The sequence below is a fragment of the Nonomuraea bangladeshensis genome (assembly GCF_039529455.1).
Classification (GTDB): domain Bacteria; phylum Actinomycetota; class Actinomycetes; order Streptosporangiales; family Streptosporangiaceae; genus Nonomuraea; species Nonomuraea bangladeshensis.
On record NZ_BAAAMV010000012.1, the window covers coordinates 317,152 to 338,825 of the forward strand.

A 21,674-nucleotide genomic window follows, 5' to 3' on the forward strand; every position below is an offset into this window, starting at 1 on the left:
GTCATCGGCCCGCTTCCGCGGCCCGCTCGCTCCGGGCCCTGCTGCGGACCCAGGCGTGCACGTCCTCCCGTGCGACGGGGTTGACCTCACGCGGGTTGACCAGGCGCTGGGTGCGGGAGCGCAGCATGCCGGGCCGCTGCCGCTGGGCGCGGGTGACGGTGCCGCCGCCGTCGGCCGGGATGCCGGTCGCGACGAGGTACACCTGCCCGGCGGGGACGTCCAGCCGCCGGGCGATCTCGCCGTAGCCGTGCCCCAGGCCCAGCAGCCGCAGCACCTGCTCCTTGCTCGGCATGTCACCGCCTCCGCCTCGTCCGTCTCGTCCGTGGGTCGCAGATCGTCCCGTTCCCGGTCGTAGATCGACGGAAAACCATCGACCCGCCCGTACGGGTGCATGTTCCGGCAAAGCGGCGGGGTATAGATGCCGCGTGACGGCGGAGACGGGCGTACGGGTCAGGCCGGTGGCGGGGCACATCGGCGCGGAGATCGACGGAGTGGACCTGGCGGAGGGGCCGGACGACGCGGCCGTCGCGGCGATCAGGCAGGCGCTGCACCGGTGGAAGGTGGTGTTCTTCCGCGGGCAGCGGCTCGACCACGCCGGGCACGTCGCCCTCGCCCGCCGCTTCGGCGAGCCGATCGTCCTGAGCCGGCGCGGCTCGGCGTCGCCCGAGGGGTTCCCCGAGGTCGAGACCACCGCCGACCGGCTGGAGCTGGCCGGCCGGTACGGCATGGAGCGCGAGGAGTGGCTGGAGCGGCGGCGGCACTCGCACCTGCGGGGCTGGCACTGCGACCACGGCGCGCGGATCGACCCGCCGGCCGCGACGATCCTGCGGGCCGAGAGCGTGCCCGCGTACGGGGGCGACACGACGTGGGCGAACCTGGCCGCCGCCTACGCCGGGCTCTCGGAGCCGGTGCGCCGCTTCGTGGACGGCCTGCGCGCCGAGCACCGCCTCGGCGTCGGCTACCAGCCGCGCGCCCGCGACGACGCCTACCTGCGGCACCTGCTCTCCCACCAGATCGCGACCCTGCACCCGCTGGTCCGGGTCCATCCGGAGACGGGGGAACGGGTGCTGTTCGTCAACGGCTACTACCTGGAGCGCGTCGCGGAGGTCTCCAGGCTGGAGAGCGGGCCGCTGCTGGAGCTGCTGCTGGGGCAGGCGACCCGCCCGGAGTACACCGTGCGCTTCCGGTGGGAGCCGGGCGACGTGGCGTTCTGGGACAACCGCGCCACCATGCACCTCGCGCCCGCCGACACCGGGCATCTCGCGCAGCCGCGCGTGATGCACCGGGTCATGCTGCACGGCGAGGTCCCGGTCGGCGTGGACGGCCGCCCCTCGGAGCCGATCGTCGGTCCCCCGCCGGGGACGTGGTGACCTCGGGCCCGGTCAGGACCGGCCGCGCCCGGTGAGGGCGTCGCGGATGCGGTCCACGAGCCCGGCGCCGGGCATCAGCAGGCGGTTGCCCGGCGGGGTGTCCGGTGCGGAGGGGTGGGGGCGGGTCGGGGCCGTCTTCTTGGCCCGCTCGACCTTCGCGCCCAGCTCTTCGAGCTGTTCCTGGTCGCAGGCCGCGCGCAGGCGGGGGAACAGCTCGTCCTCCTCCTCGCGGAGGTGGTGGCGGACCTCGGCCATGAGCCGGTCCAGCACCGGCCAGAACCGGTCGTCGCCGGGCTCCAGGTGCTCGAGGTCATTCATCGTCCGCTCGGCCGCGGCGTGCTCGGCGATCTCGTCGTCGGCCAGCTCGTCACCGCCGGGCACGTGCTCGCGCACGGCCGGGTAGAGGTACTGCTCCTCGGCGACGGAGTGGCGGACGAGCTCGATGACGACGTTCTCGGCCAGCAGCTTGGGCCGCTCGCCGATGGCGCCCCGCATGTCTTCGAGCTCGGAGAACATCTGCTCGACCTCGCGATGGTCGTGCGTCAGCACCTCGATGACGTCACGCTGCTCGGCCATGTCGGCTCCTTCTTCGTGTCCTGGGGCAGGGCTCTCCTCGTTCCCGCAAAATGTCCGGTTTATTTGGAATTATCCGAGGTAGTGGCCGCACGACGCCCGGCCGGCAGGGCGGGCGAAGACGCGACGTTCCGTGGGAGGTGAACATCATCCTCGTCGTGGCACTGGCCATCCCGATCCTGGCCCTGATCGGCCTGATGCTCATGCAGGTCCTGGAGGAGACGCTGCTGGACTCCTCCGCCCCGGCATCCGGCCCCCGTACCCCCGAAGGCGTCTCCCCCGGAACCGGCTCCCCGGCTCCCGCGGACCTCGAACGCCCCGGCTCCCCCGCGAGCACCCCGAGCACTCCGAGCACTGCTGGCACCGCGAGCACTCCGCACGCCCCGCGCCGGCGCCCGCGACACCGGGCGGCGCACCGGTTGCCGATCCCGCGCCCGCGCCGTCCCGAGCGGCGGGCCCTCCATCCCGTCCTCCCGCGCCCGTCGGCCTCGGTTCCGGCGGACTCGACTACCGCGGACTCGGACTCCGTGGATGCGGTCCCCGCGGTCCCGGTTCCGGTGGCCGCCGAGAGCGGCGCATGAGCGCAGCCCGGGGTCGCGCCGTCCGCGCGCCCCGGGCTCACGCCCGCCCCCGCCCCCGCCTTCAAGGCCGCGTCTAAGGCTTCGTCAGGCGGACCAGGAAGCCGTCGTGGTCGGTGTGGCTCAGGCCGTACTTGCCGGTGCTGCCGAACGTGAGATCGTTGCTGAAGATCACGTGCTGCACGTCACCGTCGCCCTTGCGGATGTGGCCGGCCGGCACACAGTTCTGGGCGTTCTCCGGGTCCGAGGTGTCGTACTCGAGGTTGAAGTCGCCGCCGACGACGGTCCGGCCCGAGATCCCCTCCGCCGACCTGATCGCCGGCACCGCGCTGAACATCAGCGCCCGGCACTGCGCCAGCGCGATCGGCTCGCTGGACGAGCTCAGGTGGGTGGCGCACGCCAGGTGGTCGCCGATCGCGTACGCGCAGGCGAACGTGCGCTTCTCGGTGCCGCCGTCCTGCGTGGTGTACTCGCCGGCCCAGCCGTTGACGCCCTGCCAGAGCGCGGCCGGGACCCGGCCGAGCACGGCGTTGCCGAAGCTGTCGCCGTTCGTGCAGGTGATCGGCGCGCCGGTCTGCTTGTTCAGCGCCGGGTAGAACAGCGAGTACGTCCAGTCGTCCGGCCACGCCTCGGCGAGCGACGGCTGCAGGTAGGCCGGCAGGTCGCCGGCGCAGATCTCGTTGAGCGTCACCAGGTCGGGCGCCAGGTAGTAGATCAGGTCGCCGCCCTCGTAGACGGCCTGACCCCCGGCATAGCAGCCCGCGTGCCCGCTGTTGCAGAGGTTGAGCTGGAGCTCGTGGAAACGGCGGGCGGCCAGTGTCCCCGCGCGCCCTTCCCGCGCGGCGCCGGCGGGAGCGACGGCGCGGGCCCGGCCGGCGCGGGCGCGGGCGGTCTGCGCGGCGGCCTCGGCGCCCATCGGCGCGACGGCGCTGACGGGCAGCGGCCGGACCGTGACGGGGGCGGGCGCGGCGGCCGCCGGGGGAGCCAGGGCCAGGACGAGCCCGCACACGGCGGCCACGGCGGCCGTCAGGCGGCGGGCGGAACGCGGGATCCTCACGGGGGGTCGCCTCCTTCCGACGCGATCGATGGTGTCCGGCGGGAGGGGCCGTGCGGTAGAGCCTTTACCTCTGGCCGCAAAAACGACAAATGCCACATTTCGGGTTGACGGTCCAGTGCGCCCGTGGTGTCGTACGAGGTGACAGGCGCAGTCAAGGCGTGAGGGACCGGATGGGGACGCTGAGGATCCATTTCACCGCCGGCGACCTGGCCCGCGTCACCCTCGCCGACCAGCCCGACCCCCTCTGGGAGGTCGTCTTCACCCGCTTCCGGCTCCGCGACCGGGTGCGCCCGCTGACCTTCCGTCCCTGGTTCTCGGCCCTGCACGCCGAGCCGGCCAGGACCGCCCGCATGCGGTCCGGCGCGCAACTGCTCGACGTGCTCGCGCCTGCCGGGCCGTACTTCCCCGACTTCCTCACCCCGTACGAGGCCGGCCGCGGCCTCGGCCACGGGCTGGAGGCGCTGCGCCGCACCCCCAGGCGGCGGCTGGCCACCGAGCTCGGCCGACTCGCCCGGCACCGGCCGCTGCCCGGCTGGGCCAGGCCGCTCGCCGAGGGCGACACCGGCGCGGTCGGCGGGCTCGCCGACGCCCTCCGCGACTACCACGCCGCCGCCGTCGCCCCGTTCCAGGAATCCATCGACGCCGCGTTCGCCGCCGACCGCGAAAGCCGGGCGAGGGACGTGCTCGGCGGCGGCGTCGAAGCGCTGCTCGCCGGGCTCGGGCCGCTGATGCGCTGGACGCCGCCCGTCCTCGAGGTCGACTACGTCGTGGACCAGGACCTGACGCTGGGCGGACGCGGGCTGCGCCTCGTGCCGTCGTACTTCTGCCAGCGCACGCCGCTGTCGATGGCCGACCCCGGGCTGCCGCCCGTGCTGATCTACCCGATCCAGCAGCGGCACCGGTGGCGGCCGGCCGCCCCGCGGACCGGCGCGGGCCTGAGCGCGCTCATGGGCGCCAGCCGCGCGGCCGCGCTGCAGGCGCTCGACCACGGCGCCACCACCACCCAGCTCGCCCGCATGCTGGGCGTCTCCCCCGCCACCGCCAGCCGGCACGCCACCGTCCTGCGCGAGGCCGGGCTGATCGAGACCCGCCGCGACGGCACCGCCGTCCTGCACACCCGCACCCCGCTGGGGACGGCCCTGCTGGATGGCGAGATCACCGCGAGCCCGCCACCGGACCTGGCGGCCGCCAGGCGAAGGTGATCACCCAGCGGCCGCCTTTACGTTGTAGATCAGCTCAGCGGTCGCTGGAGACGGCGCGGTAGTGCAGGTCCTGGACGTATGGCGTCGCGCTGATCGTGTACGGCGAGACGACCTTCGCCACCGTCGCCGAGTTCCGGGTGACGGTGGCCGAAGCGGTTCCCGGCTTGAGCGGGAACGTCCGGGCCGACACCCCGGCGGGCGCGTCGTAGGTCTGCGTCGTGCCGCCCACCGTGACCGACACCCTGGCCGCGGCCGTGAGCATGCTCAGCACCTCGACCGTGTCACGGGCCGCGGTGCTGCCGCTACGCAGCTTCATCAGCTTGGTCTGCGCGTACGCGGGCGCCGCCGCGACCGGCTGGACGCGGTGGGTGAGGTAGGCCACGTCATTCGTGATCTTCGGGCAGCCGAGCTTGTAGCAGGTCAGGTAGTAGGCGTTGATGTCCAGGTAGGTCCATCCGGCGTTCCTGGAGGGGGCGAACTGGGTGTTCTCGGAGTAGTCGTTCCAGGTGGTGAGCTGCACCCAGTCGGCCTTGCCGTCGATCGCGCCCTTCCACGTGGCCCGCAGGTTCTCGGTGTTGCCGGCCTCGTCGAAGACGCCCTGGTTGGGCCGCTCGTCCTGGACGGACACCGGCTGCATCCAGATCTTGCCCAGGCCGTGGGCGGTGGTGATGTTGGCGGTCAGGTTGGCGTTCGCCGCGGGGTTGCGGCCGCCCCAGTTGGAGAAGCCGTAGCTGATCGCGGCGAAGGCGTCGCGGTTCTTGCCGAAGTCGAGGAAGCAGGGCACCAGGGCGACCTTGATGCCGTGCGCGCTCTCCATGGTCTTCATCCAGTCGGCCCACCAGGCGGCGCTCCGCCCCTCGGCCTTGAACGGGGCCACGACGAGGCGGTCGTCGGCGAGCCGGAGGACCGACTTCGAGCCGGCCAGCTTGGCGATGGCCGCGGCGAGCGTGGCGGCGTCGACCGAGGCCAGGCCGTTCGTGTCCGGCATGAGCACGATCTTGAAGCCGGGGTCGACCGCCTCGGCGGCCTTGACGAGGTTCTGCACCCGCGTCCAGTGCGCGCTGGTCACCGACAGGATGTCCACGGTGAAGCCGTCCAGTCCTGCGGCGATGGCCTGCTTGACCTCGGTCTTGAGGTCTGCCAGCGCGTAGTCGCCGGTGAGGGGGGCGCGGCCGGCCGGCCGGTCGCGCAGCAGCCCGCCGTAGGCGGCGTGCTTGCCGCTCTCCCCTTCCGGTTTGAGGTAGTTGCGGGCGTAGTAATCGTTTTCCGGAGCGGCGTTGTCGAGCGAGACCGGGTAGGGCGTGAAGTAGTGCGCGAACACCTTCTTGCCCGAGGCCCGCAGCGCCGCCGCGCCCGGCAGCGTGAACGGCAGCGGCCCCGAGGTCTGCTCGTCCCCGGAGCCCGGTGTGTAGGTGACCGTCAGCTTCGGCCCGCGGTCACCGGTCTCGCGGGAGGACATGAGCACGGTCGTGGTGTCGGAGGTCCCGGTGAGCGCGAAGTCGTAGGTGCCGTCGCCGTCCACGGCGGAGGAGACGTCCAGCTTGGCCGTCGCCCCGGCCGTGAACCCGCTGTGCGAGCCGGCCACCTCGGAGCCCACGGTCGGGCGGGTGTTCCAGGTCGTGGCCGCCTCGGTCCACGAGCCGGTGACCTCGCGGGCGGAGACGGTGGTGGCGGTCGTCCTGGCCGAGACGACGTCCAGGGTGACCTTGACGTCCTCGGCGTCCGCCGGGATGCCGGTGACCTTGAAGCGGGCCAGGGCCAGGCGCTGACCCGCGGTGGCGCTGCCGCAGCCGGAGCCGCACACGCTCAGCCAGGTGGCGGTGGCGAAGCTCTTGGCGGGCTCGGCCTGGCTGACGAAGACGTCCTCCGTCGCGGCGAAGGTCACGCTGACCGGCGCGGCCGCGGACGCCCGCGCCGGGGCGACGGCGACGGTCCCCAGCGTGACCAGGGCGGTCACCGCCGTGAGCAGCGTCCGATGTCGGTTGATCATTGAGCTCCTTTACGTGGCGGCGTCGTCACGGGCCAGGATGGAGCAAGATCGAACAACACTCGGTGGTTTTGCGCAAAAACCTCATTTTGGAACGTCACCATATTCCTTCGGCAACAATCCGGTTGCGGAGCGTGACCGTCCGTGTTCACCTGGCCGGGTGACACCGGATCGCCTGCTTCATGATCTGCGTACGATGACGGGCCGGGGCATCGCCGCCGGCGAGCTGGGGGCGGCGATCTCCGCGGCCATCCGGCCCTGGGTGGGCCACGACGCGCTGCGCCTGGTGGGCACCAGCCCGGCGACCGGGCTCGGGCAGGGGTCGTTCCGCTTCTGGCACCACTAGGAGGAGGAGCTGGGCAAAAACACCGTATCTACCGGTTCTGATGCTCCCATGCTCGACCGCAACCCCTAACCGTAGGATCACGGGGTGCAGCTTCGATACAACGTCCGCATCTACCCGTCCCCGGGTCAGCGTCAGGCGCTGGCCAAGGCGTTCGGGTGCGCGCGGACGGTGTACAACGACGCTCTGCGCGCCAGGGAGCAAGCCCACGCGGGCGGCCTGCCGTACGTCTCGGACGCCGAGTTGTCCAGGCGGGTCATCACGTGGGCGAAGAAGACGCCGGAGCGCGCCTGGCTGGGTGAGGTGTCGGTGGTGGTGCTGCAGCAGGCGCTGGCGGATCTGAACTCCGCCTACCGCAACTTCTTCTCCTCCCTCGCCGGGAAGCGCAAAGGGCCGAGGGTTGCCGCGCCCCGGTATCGGTCCAAGAGGGACCGGCGGCAGGCGGTCCGGTTCACCCGCAATGCCCGGTTCCAGGTCACAGCGGGCGGGAAGCTGCGCCTGCCGAAGATCGGGGACGTGGACGTGCGGTGGTCGCGGGATCTGCCGTCGGAGCCCTCCAGCGTGACGGTGGTCAAGGACGCGGCGGGACGGTACTTCGCCTCGTTCGTGGTCGAGGCGGGCGATGAGCCGTTGCCGGAGACGGCCGGCGAGGTCGGCATCGACCTGGGGCTGACGCATTTCGCGGTGCTGTCGGACGGCCGGAAGATCGGCAATCCCCGGTTTCTGCGGCGCGCCGAGCGCCGGTTGAAGAAGGCGCAGCGGGCCTTGTCGCGCAAGGCGAAGGGGTCGAGCAATCGCGAGAAGGCCGTTGTCAAGGTCGCCCGCGCGCATGCGAGGGTGGCCGATGCGCGCCGGGACTTCGCGCACAAGCTGTCCGCCCAGATCATCCGTGAGAACCAAACGGTGGTCGTGGAGGACCTGTGCGTGAAGGGCCTGGCCCGCACGAAGCTGGCCAAGAGCGTTCATGATGCGGGCTGGTCGCAGTTCGTCGGGATGCTCGCCTACAAGGCCGCCCGCCACGGCCGTCTCTTCGTGAGGATCGACCGCTGGTTCCCGTCATCGAAGATGTGCTCGGCCTGCGGGGCGGTCGCCGACTCCATGCCGCTCGACGTCCGGACGTGGACCTGCCCGTGCGGCGCGGTCCACGACCGGGACGTCAACGCGGCGATCAACATTCTGGCCGCCGGACGCGCGGTGATCATCGAGCTGGCCGCCGGACGGGCGGACAGGCCAAACGCCTGCGGAGGGACTGTAAGACCCGCCGCCTAGCGGAGGGCAGGACCCGGCGAAACAGGAAGCCGCAGAGGTGCCGCACACGCGGTACGGGCTGAGTCTCCGGCCTTCAGGCCGGGCAGCGCGTCAATACGAGCACATCAACTTTCTCCGGCAGCTCGTTCCTCGTCCCCAGCGGCTGGAACGACCGGATCTCCTCCGTCTGGAACATCGGCTGACCGGGGCCGTTCACCGCCCGAGGGCGCCTTTCGCGCTGCCGCGGACCGCGCCGGACAGCAGTTCGCCCAGCTCGCGGGGCAGGGGCAGCCGTTCCAGCTCCTCCAGCGGCACCGGCAGGGGCAGCCGCCAGTTAGGCCGCAGGCCGTCGGCGCCGGGGATGTTGGGGCGGTCGGGCGCGGCGAGGGCGTCGTCCAGGGTGGCCGTCAGCAGCAGCGACGGCGCCTGGGCCAGCCGCCGGTAGGCGGCCAGGACGGCGTCGGCGGCGCCGGCGTCCGGTTCGAGGCCGCCGTGGGCGGCGAGCGCGCCGCGCAGGGCGCGCGAGCCGTCCTCGTTGGGTTCGAGCCCGAGCCGGCGCTGCTCGGCCAGGTCGCCGCCGTCCCACAGGCCCGCGACCGTCGGCAGGTCGTGGGTGGTGACGGCGGCCATCGCCCGCTCCGGCCAGGAGGCGGGGTTGTCCCGCTCGAACCAGAGCAGGCGGTAGGACAGCAGGTCGCGCCCGGCGAGCGTCTCGCGCACGCCGGGCTCGACCGTCCCTAGGTCCTCGCCGACTACGGGCGCGCCGGCCCGGTGGCTCTCCAGGGCGACGATGTCGAGCAGGTCGCCGGCCGGGTAGCGGACGTACGCGCCCCGTCCTGCGCTCTCGCCCGCAGGGATCCACCACAGGCGGAACAGGCCCATCACGTGGTCGATGCGCAGCCCGCCGGAGGCGGCGATGGCGGCGCGGACGCTCTCGGCGAACGGCGCGTACCCGGCCCGGCGCAGCTTCCACGGCACGAACGGCGGCAGGCCCCAGTCCTGCCCGGCCGCGTTGAACTCGTCGGCGGGCGCGCCGACGCTGACGCCCTCGGCGAGCAGGTCCTGCCAGGACCAGGCGTCGGCGCCGTCCGGGTCCACGCCGACGGGGAGGTCCTGCATGATCGGCAGCTCGGCGGCGGCCGTGGCGAGCTGCCGCGAGACGAGCCACTGCAGCCAGGCGTGGAAGCGGAGCCGGTCCGCGTGGTCGCCGGCGAAGCGGGCCACGGCGGGGCCGTCCGGGCGGCGGTACTCGGCCGGCCAGGCCCGCCAGCTCGGCCCGTGCCGCTCGGCGAGGGCGCACCACGTGGCGAACTCCTCCAGCGCCCGGCCACGGCCGGCCCGCCACCGCTCGAAGTCGCCGCCGGGCGGCGCGGCGGCATAGACGCCTTCCAGCGCGGCGAGCTTGAGCCGCCAGGCGGCGTCGCGGTCGAGCTCGGGCCGGTCGTTGAGCGCGCGCCCGCGGGCCACGGTCTCCTCGTCCAGGACCGCCGCCGCGCCGGGCACGTCCTCGATCCGCAGGTAGAGCGGGCTGTGGAAGCGGCGGCTCGCCGGATAGTACGGGCTCGGCTGGACGGGGACGACCGGCGCGGTGGCGTGCAGCGGGTTGACCAGGAGGAACCCGGCGCCGTGCCCCGCCGCCCAGCCCGCGAGCCTGCGCAGGTCGGCGAGGTCGCCGACGCCCCAGCTCGTACGGGACCGCGCCGCGTAGAGCTGCACGGCCCACCCCCAGGCCCTGCGATCGGGCAGCCGGCAGCGGCCGGGGCTGACGATGAGCCGGTGCGCGGTGTCCTCGCCGGGGCGGCGCAGCGTGTGGTAGCCGTACGGCAGGTCGGGCGGGAGCGCGCCGTCGACGCGCAGCTCGGCGCCGTCCTCCAGGACGAGGTCGGCGGCCCCGACCTGGTCGCCGCGCCGCATCACCAGGGTCTCCGGCTCCGCAGGGCCGCCGCGCCCCCGCGCCCGGGTCCCCTGCTCCCCAGGACCGCCGGGCCCCCGCGCCAGAGTCCCCTGCTCCCCAGGACCGCCGCGGCCCCGGACCCCCGGGCCGTCGCCGCCGAGGTCGGGCGGGGCGCCGATGACGGCGCGCAGGGCGGCGACCGTCTCGGGCGGCACCCGCTGGTGGCGGCCGGCGGCGTCCTCGTACTCGTGGTCGATCCCCCACGCGTCGGTCATCGGCTCAGCCTCCCAGGATCGCGACGGTGTCGGGCGGCAGGGTCAGGCCGTCCCCGGAAAGCGTGATCCCGGGATCGGACGCGGCCAGCAGGCGGGCACGGCCCCGGGCGGGCACGACCCGCGTACCGTCCCCGAGGTTGGCGGCGACCAGGACCGGCCCGCGCTCGACGGACACCAGCCCGGCGGCCTCGTCGCAGTCGGCGCGGACCCGGTCGAGGCGGCCGTCGGTGAGCGCGGGCAGCCGCCGCCGCAGCGCGATCAGCTCGCGGTGCCAGGCGAGCAGCCCGGCGTGCGGCTCCTCGCCAGGCTCGTCCCAGTCCAGGCGGGAGCGGTCGAACGTGGCGGGGTCCTGCGGGTCGGGCACCTGTCCGGGCTCCCACCCGAAGGCCGCGAACTCCCTGCGCCGGCCCTCGCTGACCGCGCGGCCCAGCCCGGGGTCCTCGTGGTCGGTGAAGTACTGGAACGGGGTGCCCGCCCCCCACTCCTCGCCCTGGAACAGCATCGGCGTGAAGGGGGCGGTGAGCAGCAGCGCGGCGGCGACCCGCAGCCGTCCCTCGCTCATGAGCGCGCCGGACCGCTCGCCCCGCGCCCGGTTGCCGACCTGGTCGTGGTTCTGGGCGCACGCGACGAACCGGTGCCCGGACAGCCCCGCCGGTGACCTCCCGTGCACCCGGCCGCGGTGCGGCGACCACGTGCCGTCGTACACCCAAGCCTGGCGCAGGGCCTTGGCGAGCAGGCCGAGCGGGCCGAAGTCCGCGTAGTAGCCGTCGCGCTCGCCGGTCAGCGCCGCGTGCAGGGCGTGGTGCCACTCGTCGGCCCAGGCGGCGTCGAGGCCGTAGCCGCCGCTCTCGCGGGAGCGGACGAAGCGGGGGTCGTTGAGGTCGCTCTCGGCGATGAGGAACAGCGGGCGGCGCACGTGCGCGGCCAGCTCCGCGACCTCCTCGGCGAGCCGCTCCAGCACGTGCGCGGCGGAGTGGTCGGCGATCGCGTGCACGGCGTCGAGCCGCAGGCCGTCGCAGTGGTAGTCGCGCAGCCACATGAGGGCGTTGTCGATGACGAACGCGCGGACCTCGCCGCTGCCCGGCCCGTCGAAGTTGACCCCGTCGCCCCAGTTGGTGGTGTGGCGGCCGGTGAAGTACGGGCCGAACTCCGGCAGGTAGTTGCCGGAAGGGCCGAGATGGTTGTAGACGACGTCCACGACGACGCCGATCCCGTGCGCGTGGCAGGCGTCCACCAGGCGTCTCATGCCGTCGGGGCCGCCGTAGGCGTGGTGGGGGGCGTACAGCGAGACGCCGTCGTAGCCCCAGCCGCGGCGGCCGGAGAACTCGGCGACCGGCATCAGCTCGATCGCGTCCACGCCCAGCGCGGCCAGGTGCGGCAGGCGCTCGATCACGCCGTCGAAGGTGCCCTCGGGCGAGAAGGTGCCGACGTGCAGCTCGTACAGGACCGCGCCGGGCAGCGGGGTGCCCCGCCAGGCGGCGTCGGCCCAGGGGAAGGCGGCGTGGTCGACGATCCTGGAGGGCCCGTGCGGGCCGTGCGGCTGGTACGCCGAGCGCGGATCGGGCCGCGGCGGGCCGCCGTCCAGCGCGTACGCGTAGTCCGTGCCCGGCCCGGCCTCCTCCACCGTGCGCTCCCACCAGCCGCCGGCGGCAGGCCGCATGGGGAGCCGGCGCTCCCCGAGGACCAGCTCCACCCGTTCGCGCTCAGGCGCCCACACCCGGAACTCGTGCGCCAACCGTGCTCCCCCACTCGGCATCCATCCGCGGCGAACGCCTGGCGCCTCCGTCCCGGTGCGGGCGGAAGGCCGGGCGCGCCGGTTCCTACCCGCTCTCGCCTCCGGCAAGCCCTTCTCTCGATCTGTCGGTGGTGATCTCTAATGTTCGTGCCCATGACGACTGCTCAGCGGGCGCCCGAGCGCGCCTGCCCACCCCCCGACGAGATCTCCGCGAGCCCGAGCGGATGGGACGCCGTCCGGCAGGCCGTCGCCGCCGGTGACGCGGCGGCGACGGCCGACGTGGTGCTGCGGCTCGGCGCGGAGGAGCGCCGCGAGATCGCCGGCCGGCTGCGCGCGTACCTCGGCGAGGCGCGCAAGGCCGCCCACGCCCGGTTCGACGCGGCCCAGCAGCGGGCGCGGGAGGCGGAGGAGCAGGCCAGGCGGGAGTTCGTCAGTGAGCACGTGGACCGGGGCGTGACCGAGGAGGTCGCGCAGCGCTGGTGGTGGGAGAGTCCCGACCACTACCACCACCGGCACAGCGTCCCCTGGAGCCGGCGCAACGTCTGGATCGCGCCCCTCCGCGTCGTGGGAGCGGGCACGCTGGGCGGCACGGCCGCAGTCGCCGACTGGCTGCTCAGGCGCGACTTCGCCGAGTGGGGCGAGACGATGCCGATCGAGCCGCTGCTGCGGGTCGTCGCCGCCCGGCCCGCGGAGTGGCAGGCCGACCTCGCCACGCGCCTGGCCGCCCGGCTGCGGGGCACCCGCGCCCAGCTCGACAACGGCGCCGCCGGACTGGCGCTGGAGCTGCTGCGCCGCACCGGCGCCGAGCCGCCCGCGCACGAGCCGCTGGTCGTCGCCTGGGCGTCCATGGAGCCCCGCCTCGCCACCGACCCGCTCGCCCCGCACCTGATCCCCCGGCTGTTCGAGGCCGAGGGCGTGGGCCGGGCGCTGCGCGACGACCGGGCCGACGCCCCTGCCGGGCGGTCCTGGCTGCGCGCGCTCGCCAAAGCCTCGCCGGTCGGCCACGAGCAGCTCGTGGCGGGCTGCCTGAGCCGCTTCCTGCGCGGCGGCACCGCCGCCGACCTGCGCTTCTTCGTACGGCTGCACGACCTGCTCGATCCGGCCCCCGGCCAGGAACAGGTCCGCGACTACCTGCGGCTGCTGCCCGCCGCGCCCGGCCCGGTCGCCGAGCTGGCCCTGCGGATGCTGCGCGGGCCCGGCGTCACGCTGAGCGGCGAGGAGGTCGGCGAGGCGGTGACGGCGCTGCTGTTCCGGCTCGAGAGCAAGCTCGTACGGGCCGGGCTGACGCTGCTCGACCGGGCCGCCCGCGACACCTCCGGCGACCTCGACGACCTGGCGCCGGCGCTCGCCTCGGCGTTCCTGTGCGAGTCGTACGAGGTGCGGGAGCGCGCGGTCCGCTGGGCCGTCAAGCACGCGCGGCGCATGTCGGCCGTGGGCGCGGAGACCGTGCGGGAGGCGGCGGCCGTCCTGCCGCCCGACCTCGCGGCCCGGCTGACCCCCGGCTACGGCGCGGTCGAGACCGAGGCCGCGCCGGCCGATGTCTTCGAGCCGGGCGAACCGCCCGTGTTCGACGCGCCCGGCCGCCACCCGGTCCGCCCGGCGATGGAGACGCTGACCGGCACCTTCAACCGGCTGGATCACGAGTTCGCCTTCGACCGCTGGCTCGACGGCTTCGTCCGGCACCCGCACGCCAGGAGAGCGCCGGACGAAGTGACGGACCTAAGCCAGGCGAGCGAGTGGTTCAACCTAGAGCGGTGGACGGAGGCGCTGCTCCGCGCCGCCGCCGGGGAGGCCGTCGCGCCCGCCGCCGATGGGCGGCTGTCCGTCCCGGGGCCGGTCGCGCCGCTCTACGGGGCCCTGATGCGGCGTTGCGCCGAGGTCCACGCCGCGCTGGTGGAGGGGACGCTGCCGCCGTACCTGCTGGCCACGCCCACCTGCACCTCCGGTCACCTCGACCCGGCCGAGCTGGTCGCCAGGATCGAAGGCTACGAGCGCGAGGGCGTCCGGCACCTGCCCGACGACCTGGGGCAGGCGCTGCTGAGGCTGCCGCGCGCGGTGGACCCCGATGTGGTGGCTCGCGCCGGCCGGCTGACCTCGGAGGCGGGCGTCACGCTGGCGCGCTGGCTGGCCGACCGGCCCGAGCCCGTCACGAGCGTCGAGTGGCCCGCGAAGCCCGGTGAGCGCCCTCGGCCGCTCGTCCGGCACGAGCCGACCGGGATCGCGTTCGTGGACGCGCTGTTCTGCGACTCGCCGTCCCGCCGCTGGGTGAGCTACTACCAGTCGGCGTGGTGGCTCGTGCTGCCCTCCGACCGGGAGGTCCTGGCCATGCACCTCGTCCCCTACCTGTACGGCGACTGGCGGGGGCCGGGCGGCCTGCAGCCGGCGATCTCCCGGCTCTGCCACCAGGAGGGGCCCGTGGGCGAGGGCGTCGCGCTCCTGCTGGGCATCCTGCTGGGCGAGGAGGGCTGGGACGCCGAACGTTGCAGGGAGCCGCTGCTGCGCGCGGTCGCCACGGGTTCCCTCCCCGCCGTCGAGTGCGGCAGGCAACTGGGGCGGTGCCTGCGTCTGCTCGACCGCGTCAGGCCCACCGTGGTGGTGCGGGCACTCGACGAGTGCGCGCGGCGGGGCGCCCACCGGGAGGTCTGGCAGATCATGAGCGGCCTGCTGCCGGTCTACCTGCCGGGGCCGGGCGAGCGGGCCACCACCGCGCACACCCGGACGCTGGAGTTCGCCGCCGAGGTGGCCGGGTGGGCCGGGGCGCGTGGCGTGATCCCCGAGGTCGCGGACCTCGCCGCCCGCACCGGGTCGAGCGGGCTCGTCCGCGCGGCCCGCCGGCTGCACGGGCAGCTCGCGCAGGAGGACGCCGGCCCCGGCCGCTGACCGTCACCGTCCGCGCGGCCGTCAGCCGCCCTGGGTCCACACCGTCCGCCAGCGCGAGCACTTGCCGGTCGGCCGCGTGGCGGTGCCCCGGCAGACCTGGATCCTGATCTGCAGGACGCCGCCGACGTTCTTGCGGAACGTGCCGGTGCCCGGCGCGCAGTTGTAGATCCCGTGGGTGCGCCAGCGGCCGTTGCGGGCGCTCTGGTATTTGATCAGCGCCCACGAGCAGCCCTTGCCGTAATGGTCGTCGAGGTTGCCCGTCACCGCCAGGCCCGACTGGCCGACGACGACCTTGCCCCAGGCCGTGGCCATGCCGTCGGTGGAGTGGACGGCGCCCCACTTCCAGCTCGTGGGCGCGGCGGCGGCGGGCTGCGCGGACGCGGTCAGCGCGACGGCGGCGGCGACCGCGGCGGTGGTCAGGGCGCGGGTCAGCAGAGGTCTCTTCACGTGTACCAGAGGTACCGGGGCCGACTTGCGGACCGCTTGGAAGCGAGCGGCAGCGGGGCGGCACTGCTAGAACGCGAACCCGCCGGGGCGTCCGTTGCGGTCGGCGATCAGCCCGGCCAGGGTGGCGACGGCGATCTCCGGCGGGGTGCGGGAGCCGATGTTGAGCCCGACCGGTCGGTGGACGCGGGCCACCTCCTCCGGCGGCACGCCGAGGTCGGCCAGCGCCCGCACGTGCGGGCCGACGTGGCGGGGGCTGCCCATGATGCCGATCCAGCGGGCCGGCGACTTCAGCAGGTCGCGCAGGACGGGGCCGATCTCGTCGCGGTGGTGGTCGGTGAGCACGACGTCGGCGGTGGCGTCCACGTGCCCGCCGATCTCGCGTACGGCGGGGAACCCGTCGAGGCCGCGCGCGGGGTCGGGCTCCAGCAGGACCGGCCGGAAGCCCAGCTCGGCGCCGATGCGCAGCAGGCTCTCGGCCACCGGGGAGGCGAAGACGGCGACCAGGGTGCGACCGGTCTCGCCGCCGCTCTCCTGGGCGGGGGCGTCGCCGTGGGCGACCTCGCAGGCCGGGTCTTCGTCGTGGGTGTGGGTCATGTCGGCAGTCTGACATGTGACGGCGGGTCGCAGGGGGTGCCCTGACCGTCCGGCAACGATTCCATCACGGGGTGAATATCCGGCGGCGGCCGGGACAGTAGCCATGCCGGTTCTCCCCGATTCGGGCCCTGCGTAGAAGAGGCCGACATGACGCGCCCGCTCCCCCCGACCGGCCCCGGCGCCGATCACCCCACCCCCGCCGGCGCCGCCGCCGACAGACCCGCCGGCGCCCCAGGCGGCCCCGCCGATGCCTCAGGCGGCGCGGCCGGCGGTGACTCCTCCCGCCTGCCCGCGGACGAGGCGCGTGGTGAGCCCGCCGCCTCGCTGGCTCGGCGCGGCGAGGCCGAAGCCTACTTCGGCCGCCCCGGACGCGCCCTGACCCGCCATCCGTTCGTGTTCGGCTTCACCGCCGCGCTGGGCGTGCTGAGCGCGTGGCTGCTGGTGCAGGCGCTGGCCGCGTCGGCGTCGGTGCTCATCCTCATCACGGTCTCGCTGTTCCTCGCCATCGGGCTCAACCCCGCCGTGCGGTGGCTGGAGGAGCGCGGGCTGTCGCGGCAGTGGGCGATCGCGGCGGTCTTCACCGCCGTGATCGTCTTCTTCGTCGGCTTCGGCGTGGCCGTGGTGCCCCCGCTCGCCACGCAGACCGGCGACTTCGTCACGCAGCTCCCCACCTACATCGGAGAGCTGCAGAACCACCCGCAGATCCGCGCGCTCGACCAGCAGTACCAGTTGCTCGACCGGCTGCAGCAGTACCTGCTCAGCGGCGATCTCGGCCGGCAGGTCTTCGGCGGGCTGCTGGGCGCGGCGACGGTGGTGGTCAGCGCCGTGTTCTCGGCGCTGACGGTGCTCATCCTGACGTTGTACCTGCTGGCGTCGCTGCGCTCGATCACCTCCCTCGGCTACCGGCTGGTGCCCGCGAGCCGCCGCGAGCGCGTCCAGCTGCTGGGCGACGAGGTCATCAAACGGATCGGCGGGTACGTGGCGGGCAACCTGCTGATCTCGCTGATCGCGGGCGTCACGACGTTCGTCTTCCTGTCGATCGCCCGCGTGCCGTACGCGCTCGCGATCTCCCTCATCGTGGCGATCACCGACCTGATCCCCCTGGTCGGCGCCACGATCGGGGCGGCCGTCGGGACGCTCGTCGGATTGTTCGTGTCGGTGCCGACGGGCATCGCCTGCCTGATCTTCTTCATCGTCTACCAGCAGATCGAGAACTACCTGATCGCGCCCCGGATCATGATGTCGTCCGTGGACGTGCCCGCCGCGGTCACCATCATCGCGGCCCTGATCGGCGGGACGCTGCTCGGCGTCGTGGGCGCGCTGCTCGCCATCCCGATCGCGGCGGCGATCCAGCTCGTCCTGTACGAGGTGACGCTGCCGCGACAGGACCGGCACTGATCGGCAGGTGTAATCGGACAACTACTGTGGGTATTCGTGGTCTGTCAGCCACGTTTTCACCCATAGGAGAAGTCATGCGTCGTGTTCTGCTCGTTCTCGCCCTCGCCGTCGCCGCCGCCCTGGTGACGCTGTTCCTGCCGCCGGGGCGGCGCTGGCTGAAGCGCTGATCAGCCGAAGATCTGGGCGGCGCGCCGCTCGTACGCGCGGCGCCAGCTCAGCCGGTAGAGCACCCGCAGCAGGAAGGGCGCGGTCGCGAAGATGTGCGCCCGCTGCTCCTCACTGGCGGCGTCCAGCGTCCAGGCGGCGACCATCGGCAGGTCGCGCCCGTGGCTCTTGCTGACCGCCTTGCCCGCCTCCTCCCACCACTCCGGCGTGACGTGCGCCCGGATCAGCGGCACGACCTGGGACTCCTCCAGGTCGAGGTGCGCGTTCAGCAGCTCGTGCAGGCGGCGCAGGTCCGCCGCCTGCTCGGCGGCCGGGCGGCTCGGGCCGGTCAGGCGCTCGATCACCACGTCGATCTCCTGGTGGTCGGACTCCAGCCGGTCCAGCACCTCGACGGCCGCCGGCACCAGGCCGCGGAGCAGCGGCCAGATGTTCTCGTCCTCGTCGCTGTGGTGGTGGTGCAGCGCCCGCAGCTGCATCGCCGTGTGCTCGTCGATGAGCGCGCGGCGGGCCTCGTCGGTGTCGGGGCAGCGGTCGAGCGCGTCGGCCAGGCGGCCGAAGTCGCGGCGCAGCCCGCGGTGGAAGGCCAGGAACAGGGTGAGGTCCGGGCCGGCGTTCGTGGCAGGTGTCGTGTTCGTCGTCATGCGGCCACGATGCGACGGGGCACTGCAGGACGACTCAAGCGGCGCTTGCGGCGCGCTGCGCCCACCAGGTCAGGCCCGCCTGCTCGCAGCGGCGGACGGCCGCGCTCAGGTGGGCGCGGCGGGTGCCGGGGTCCTCGGCCAGCAGGCCGAGGTAGTAGCCGACCGGCCCGGCGGGGAAGGTGCCCGCGCCGATCGCCAGGCGGTCCTCGTACGGCAGCAGCCGCCGGTACATCTCCCGCGCCGCCTCCGCGTCCCCCGCCGCCTGCCAGGCGAGCCCGACCAGGCAGAGCGCGGGCAGCTCGCCGAAGTCGCGGGGCATCGGCGGGCGGCCCTCGCGCCGGGCCGCCTTCAGCGCCGCGCCGTCCCCTTTGGCCGCCGCCGTCAGGATGCGGACGGCCTGCCGGTGCGCGGGGAACGGCGAGAAGCGCTCGATCAGCTCCTCGTCCTCGACCGGCTCGCCGTGCAGCAGGTGCGTGGCGACGACCGCCGAGTCCAGCGCGGGCCGGGTGTGCCACAGGTTGAGCCGCTCCCCCGCCTCGGCGGCGGCGGTGTACGCCTCCTCCGCCCCGGCCCGGTCGCCTTCCATCAGGCGGCGGGCGCCGCGGTAGATGAGGTGCTGGAAGCGGGGCCAGGGCAGGTCCAGCCGTTCCACCAGCCGGTCGGCGCGGTGGGCGGCCTCGTCGGCGGCGCGCACGTCGTACAGCTCCAGGCGGGTGCGTTCCTGGATCAGCCATCCGAGCAGCTCGAAGCCGGGCAGGCCGAGGCGGGTCAGCTCGTCGCCGATCGCGTCGAGCTCGCGCAGCCGCTCGGGAAGCTGGATGCCGAGGTAGCGGGCGTTGAGCGTGACCGCCAGCAGGCGTTTGCCCGCGCCGGCGGCGACCAGGCGGCGGGCCATGGCGAGCGCCTCGGCGGTCGCGTCGTCGCACCGGGGGTCGGCCGAGCCGTCGTAGCGTTCCATACCGAGGCAGCCGAGCAGGCGGCAGCGCAGCTCGGAGTCGCCGGCGGGGAGCCGGTCGAGCACGTCCTCGACGCGTTCGACGATGTGGACCTCGGTGTCGCCGTAGGTGTAGAACTTCCACAGTCCGGGGGCGTCCAGGCTGGTGAGCGCCTGCGCGGTGAGGGTGTCGTCGCCGGTGGCGTCGGCGGCGAGCACGGCCTCGTTGCGCGTGGCCCGAGCCGAGAAGCCGTCGCCCGCGTCGAGCTGGGCGCGCACCAGGCCGAGCAGCAGCCGCACGTGCCGGGACGGGTCCGCGCCGGGGATCCGGCCGTGCGTGTCGGCGGCCCGCCGCCACCAGGTGACCGCGTCGTCGTAGGCGTGGCGGGACGCGGCCCGCCCGGCCGCCGCCACGCACAGCTCCACGGCCTCGGCCGTCGCGGCCGGCCCGGCGGCGAGGGCGTGCGCGGCCATCGTCGCGGGGTCGGCGGCGGGGCGGCTGGCGAGTCCGCGCAGCACGGCGAGGTGCAGCGCGGCGCGGCGGGCCGGGGGCAGGTCGGCGTAGCAGGTCTCCCTGATCAGGTCATGGGTGAACGTACGGTCGTCGGCGAGCAGCCGGGCGGCGCGAGCGGCGGCGACGGCCTCCTCGACCGGCACGGCGCCTGCCTCGGCCGGCGTCACCGCCGCGAGCGCCCCGGCGAGGAGGAGGTGGTCGGTGGCGTCGCCGGCGACGGCGGCGGCCTCCAGGACGGCGCGGTGCGGCGCGGGCAGGCGGCCGATGCGCTGGCGGAGCACGTCGGCGAGCCCCTCGGGCACGGTGGCGAGAGCGCGGGCGAGCCCTCCTCCGGCGGCCAGGTGCAGGGTCTCGCGGATGAACAGCGGATTGCCGCCGGTGCGTTGGGCCAGCGCCGCGGCCTGGCCGTGGTCGAGCCCGGACAGCTCGGCCACCGCGGCGGCGTCCAGCCCGGCCAGCGGCAGCCGCAGGGCGTGACTGCGGCTCACCATGGCGAGCGCGTCGTACATGGCGGGCGGCCCCTCGCCCGAGCGCACGGTGATCACCACGGCGACGCGGCCCCGCAGCAGGCGGGCCAGGTCGGCGAGCAGCCCGAGCGAGGCGGTGTCCGCCCATTGGAGGTCGTCGATGAGCAGGAGCAGGGGGCGTCCGGCCGCCGCGGCGGCGAAGTGGCGGGCCACCTCGCGGTGCAGCCGGAACCTGGCCTCCCCCGTCTCCCCCTCCGGGTCCCCTGGAGCGTCGCCAGCGTCGAGGAGCGCGGCGGGCGGCTCGGCTCCGCCCTGCTCCAGCAGTTCTCTGGCGATCTGCCGCCAGGGCCACAGGGGCGGAGCGCCCGACCTCTCGTGGCAGTGCCCCCAGGCGACGAGCCAGCCCCGGGCCTGCCGCCCGCGCGCGAACTCCTCAGCCAGCCACGTCTTGCCGATCCCCGGCTCGCCGGAGATCACCGCGATCCTGGTGCGCCCGGCCTCGACCTCGGCGGCCAGCTCCGCCAGCCGGTCGAGCGGCCCCGCCCGCCCCACCACCACCGGCCCCCCGCCGGTCACCTCCGCACCCGGTGACGCGCCGCCGGGCGCGGGATCAGGTAAGGCCGGGGTGGTCTCGCCGAGTGCCGGGTCCTGGGTCAGGATCATGGACTCCAGGCGGCGGAGGCCGGGCCCCGGGTCCAGCCCGAGCTCCTCGGCGAGGTGCCGCCGCGCGGTGCGCAGGGCCTCGAGCGCGTCGGCCTGCCGCCCGAGCCGGTACAAAACCCGTGCCAGCGCCTCCCACAGGCTCTCGCGCAGGGGGTGCGCGCGGGCCAGCTCCGCCAGCTCGGCGGCGGTCGCCGGCGAGGGCGCAAGCGCGGCCAGCCGCTGCTCGCGGGCCGCGAGATGGGCCTGGTGCAGGCGTTCGACCTCGGGCCGCAGCCAGGGGACGTCCGCGAACTCCTCGTACGGCGTCCCCCGCCACAACGCCAGCGCCGCGTCCTGGTCCCCCTCGGCCGACAGGCGGGCGAACTCGTCGGCGTCGAGCCGGTGCGGGCCGAGCGCGTACCCCGGCGGCCGGTTGACGAGCACGGCCGACGGGGTGCGGGGGGCGCGGCCGGGTTCGAGCAGGCGGCGCAGGTGGGAGACGTGGGTGTGGAGCGTTCCGACGGCGCGGCCCGGGGGCTCGCCGCCGTAGAGGGCGTCCAGCAGCGCGTCCACGGAGACGGTGGCGCCGCGCGCGAGGAGCAGGCGGGCCAGCAGCAGCCGGGGACGCGGCCCGCCGACGTCGACCGGGCGTCCGTCGACGCTCACGGAGAAGGGGCCGAGGACGTGGAACTCCACCGCCATGCGGAGATTGTGCCACGATCTTCGGTTC

Annotated in this window: 17 protein-coding genes; 7 read left to right on the forward strand and 10 right to left on the reverse strand. The window is 74.6% G+C overall.

Annotated features, from left to right (window positions below; all coding sequences use genetic code 11):
- Position 1 precedes the first annotated feature (1 nt).
- On the reverse strand, positions 2 to 292 hold the full coding sequence (locus tag ABD292_RS38795) for a hypothetical protein (RefSeq protein WP_344216516.1): 291 nt from the start codon (positions 290 to 292) through the stop codon (positions 2 to 4).
- A gap of 133 nt (positions 293 to 425) precedes the next feature.
- Here ABD292_RS38795 and ABD292_RS38800 point away from each other — a divergent pair, with 133 nt between their 5' ends.
- Complete coding sequence (locus ABD292_RS38800) at positions 426 to 1,370, forward strand: TauD/TfdA dioxygenase family protein (protein WP_344216518.1); 945 nt, start codon at positions 426 to 428, stop codon at positions 1,368 to 1,370.
- Between the two features lie 12 nt (positions 1,371 to 1,382).
- Here ABD292_RS38800 and ABD292_RS38805 read toward each other — a convergent pair whose 3' ends face one another.
- On the reverse strand, positions 1,383 to 1,946 hold the full coding sequence (locus ABD292_RS38805) for a hemerythrin domain-containing protein (protein WP_344216520.1): 564 nt from the start codon (positions 1,944 to 1,946) through the stop codon (positions 1,383 to 1,385).
- 155 nt (positions 1,947 to 2,101) lie between these two features.
- Between ABD292_RS38805 and ABD292_RS38810 the strand changes: the two genes are divergently transcribed.
- Positions 2,102 to 2,524 (forward strand): hypothetical protein, encoded by a 423-nt coding sequence (locus ABD292_RS38810; protein ID WP_344216522.1) that lies wholly within the window; start codon positions 2,102 to 2,104, stop codon positions 2,522 to 2,524.
- A 73-nt stretch (positions 2,525 to 2,597) separates the two neighbouring features.
- On the opposite strand, the gene ABD292_RS38815 is transcribed toward ABD292_RS38810, so the two are convergent.
- Positions 2,598 to 3,578 carry an endonuclease/exonuclease/phosphatase family protein gene (locus ABD292_RS38815; protein WP_344216524.1) on the reverse strand — a complete coding sequence of 327 codons (981 nt, stop codon included), beginning with the start codon at positions 3,576 to 3,578 and terminating at the stop codon, positions 2,598 to 2,600.
- A 170-nt stretch (positions 3,579 to 3,748) separates the two neighbouring features.
- Between ABD292_RS38815 and ABD292_RS38820 the strand changes: the two genes are divergently transcribed.
- Positions 3,749 to 4,780, forward strand: coding sequence for an ArsR/SmtB family transcription factor (locus ABD292_RS38820; RefSeq protein WP_344216526.1), 1,032 nt, complete (start codon positions 3,749 to 3,751; stop codon positions 4,778 to 4,780).
- Positions 4,781 to 4,814: 34 nt separating this feature from the next.
- On the opposite strand, the gene ABD292_RS38825 is transcribed toward ABD292_RS38820, so the two are convergent.
- A complete protein-coding gene (locus ABD292_RS38825) occupies positions 4,815 to 6,770 on the reverse strand; it encodes a glycoside hydrolase family 71 protein (RefSeq protein WP_344216528.1) in 1,956 nt (651 codons plus the stop codon).
- 157 nt (positions 6,771 to 6,927) lie between these two features.
- Between ABD292_RS38825 and ABD292_RS38830 the strand changes: the two genes are divergently transcribed.
- A complete protein-coding gene (locus ABD292_RS38830; protein WP_344216530.1) occupies positions 6,928 to 7,113 on the forward strand; it encodes a hypothetical protein in 186 nt (61 codons plus the stop codon).
- Between the two features lie 84 nt (positions 7,114 to 7,197).
- Positions 7,198 to 8,379: an RNA-guided endonuclease InsQ/TnpB family protein gene (locus tag ABD292_RS38835; protein WP_344216532.1), complete on the forward strand. Its 1,182-nt coding sequence runs from the start codon at positions 7,198 to 7,200 to the stop codon at positions 8,377 to 8,379.
- A 192-nt stretch (positions 8,380 to 8,571) separates the two neighbouring features.
- Here ABD292_RS38835 and malQ read toward each other — a convergent pair whose 3' ends face one another.
- A complete protein-coding gene (gene malQ, locus ABD292_RS38840) occupies positions 8,572 to 10,527 on the reverse strand; it encodes a 4-alpha-glucanotransferase (RefSeq protein WP_344216534.1) in 1,956 nt (651 codons plus the stop codon).
- 4 nt (positions 10,528 to 10,531) lie between these two features.
- Positions 10,532 to 12,283, reverse strand: coding sequence for a malto-oligosyltrehalose trehalohydrolase (gene treZ, locus ABD292_RS38845; RefSeq protein ID WP_425565236.1), 1,752 nt, complete (start codon positions 12,281 to 12,283; stop codon positions 10,532 to 10,534).
- Between the two features lie 132 nt (positions 12,284 to 12,415).
- On the opposite strand from treZ, the gene ABD292_RS38850 reads away from it, so the two are divergent.
- On the forward strand, positions 12,416 to 15,142 hold the full coding sequence (locus ABD292_RS38850; RefSeq protein WP_344216538.1) for a hypothetical protein: 2,727 nt from the start codon (positions 12,416 to 12,418) through the stop codon (positions 15,140 to 15,142).
- Positions 15,143 to 15,163: 21 nt separating this feature from the next.
- Here ABD292_RS38850 and ABD292_RS38855 read toward each other — a convergent pair whose 3' ends face one another.
- Positions 15,164 to 15,589, reverse strand: a complete 426-nt coding sequence (locus ABD292_RS38855) for a hypothetical protein (RefSeq protein WP_344216540.1) — start codon at positions 15,587 to 15,589, stop codon at positions 15,164 to 15,166.
- Positions 15,590 to 15,655: 66 nt separating this feature from the next.
- Positions 15,656 to 16,183, reverse strand: a complete 528-nt coding sequence (locus tag ABD292_RS38860; protein WP_344216542.1) for an XdhC family protein — start codon at positions 16,181 to 16,183, stop codon at positions 15,656 to 15,658.
- A 147-nt stretch (positions 16,184 to 16,330) separates the two neighbouring features.
- Here ABD292_RS38860 and ABD292_RS38865 point away from each other — a divergent pair, with 147 nt between their 5' ends.
- Positions 16,331 to 17,581 carry an AI-2E family transporter gene (locus ABD292_RS38865; protein WP_344216544.1) on the forward strand — a complete coding sequence of 417 codons (1,251 nt, stop codon included), beginning with the start codon at positions 16,331 to 16,333 and terminating at the stop codon, positions 17,579 to 17,581.
- 167 nt (positions 17,582 to 17,748) lie between these two features.
- Here ABD292_RS38865 and ABD292_RS38870 read toward each other — a convergent pair whose 3' ends face one another.
- Together ABD292_RS38870 and ABD292_RS38875 are read right to left on the reverse strand one after the other, a co-directional pair.
- Positions 17,749 to 18,387, reverse strand: coding sequence for a hemerythrin domain-containing protein (locus tag ABD292_RS38870; RefSeq protein WP_344216546.1), 639 nt, complete (start codon positions 18,385 to 18,387; stop codon positions 17,749 to 17,751).
- 34 nt (positions 18,388 to 18,421) lie between these two features.
- Complete coding sequence (locus ABD292_RS38875) at positions 18,422 to 21,646, reverse strand: ATP-binding protein (protein ID WP_344216548.1); 3,225 nt, start codon at positions 21,644 to 21,646, stop codon at positions 18,422 to 18,424.
- Positions 21,647 to 21,674: the final 28 nt, after the last annotated feature.

What these genes read in the sequence shown, in the direction of transcription:
- ABD292_RS38795 (WP_344216516.1), bottom strand. Translation starts at nt 292, where the DNA reads ATGCCGAGCAAGGAGCAGGTGCTGCGGCTGCTGGGCCTGGGGCACGGC.
- ABD292_RS38805 (WP_344216520.1), bottom strand. Translation starts at nt 1,946, where the DNA reads ATGGCCGAGCAGCGTGACGTCATCGAGGTGCTGACGCACGACCATCGC.
- ABD292_RS38820 (WP_344216526.1), top strand. Translation starts at nt 3,749, where the DNA reads ATGGGGACGCTGAGGATCCATTTCACCGCCGGCGACCTGGCCCGCGTC.
- ABD292_RS38825 (WP_344216528.1), bottom strand. Translation starts at nt 6,770, where the DNA reads ATGATCAACCGACATCGGACGCTGCTCACGGCGGTGACCGCCCTGGTC.
- malQ (WP_344216534.1), bottom strand. Translation starts at nt 10,527, where the DNA reads ATGACCGACGCGTGGGGGATCGACCACGAGTACGAGGACGCCGCCGGC.
- treZ (WP_425565236.1), bottom strand. Translation starts at nt 12,283, where the DNA reads ATGCCGAGTGGGGGAGCACGGTTGGCGCACGAGTTCCGGGTGTGGGCG.
- ABD292_RS38850 (WP_344216538.1), top strand. Translation starts at nt 12,416, where the DNA reads ATGACGACTGCTCAGCGGGCGCCCGAGCGCGCCTGCCCACCCCCCGAC.
- ABD292_RS38860 (WP_344216542.1), bottom strand. Translation starts at nt 16,183, where the DNA reads ATGACCCACACCCACGACGAAGACCCGGCCTGCGAGGTCGCCCACGGC.
- ABD292_RS38865 (WP_344216544.1), top strand. Translation starts at nt 16,331, where the DNA reads ATGACGCGCCCGCTCCCCCCGACCGGCCCCGGCGCCGATCACCCCACC.
- ABD292_RS38870 (WP_344216546.1), bottom strand. Translation starts at nt 18,387, where the DNA reads ATGACGACGAACACGACACCTGCCACGAACGCCGGCCCGGACCTCACC.
- ABD292_RS38875 (WP_344216548.1), bottom strand. Translation starts at nt 21,646, where the DNA reads ATGGCGGTGGAGTTCCACGTCCTCGGCCCCTTCTCCGTGAGCGTCGAC.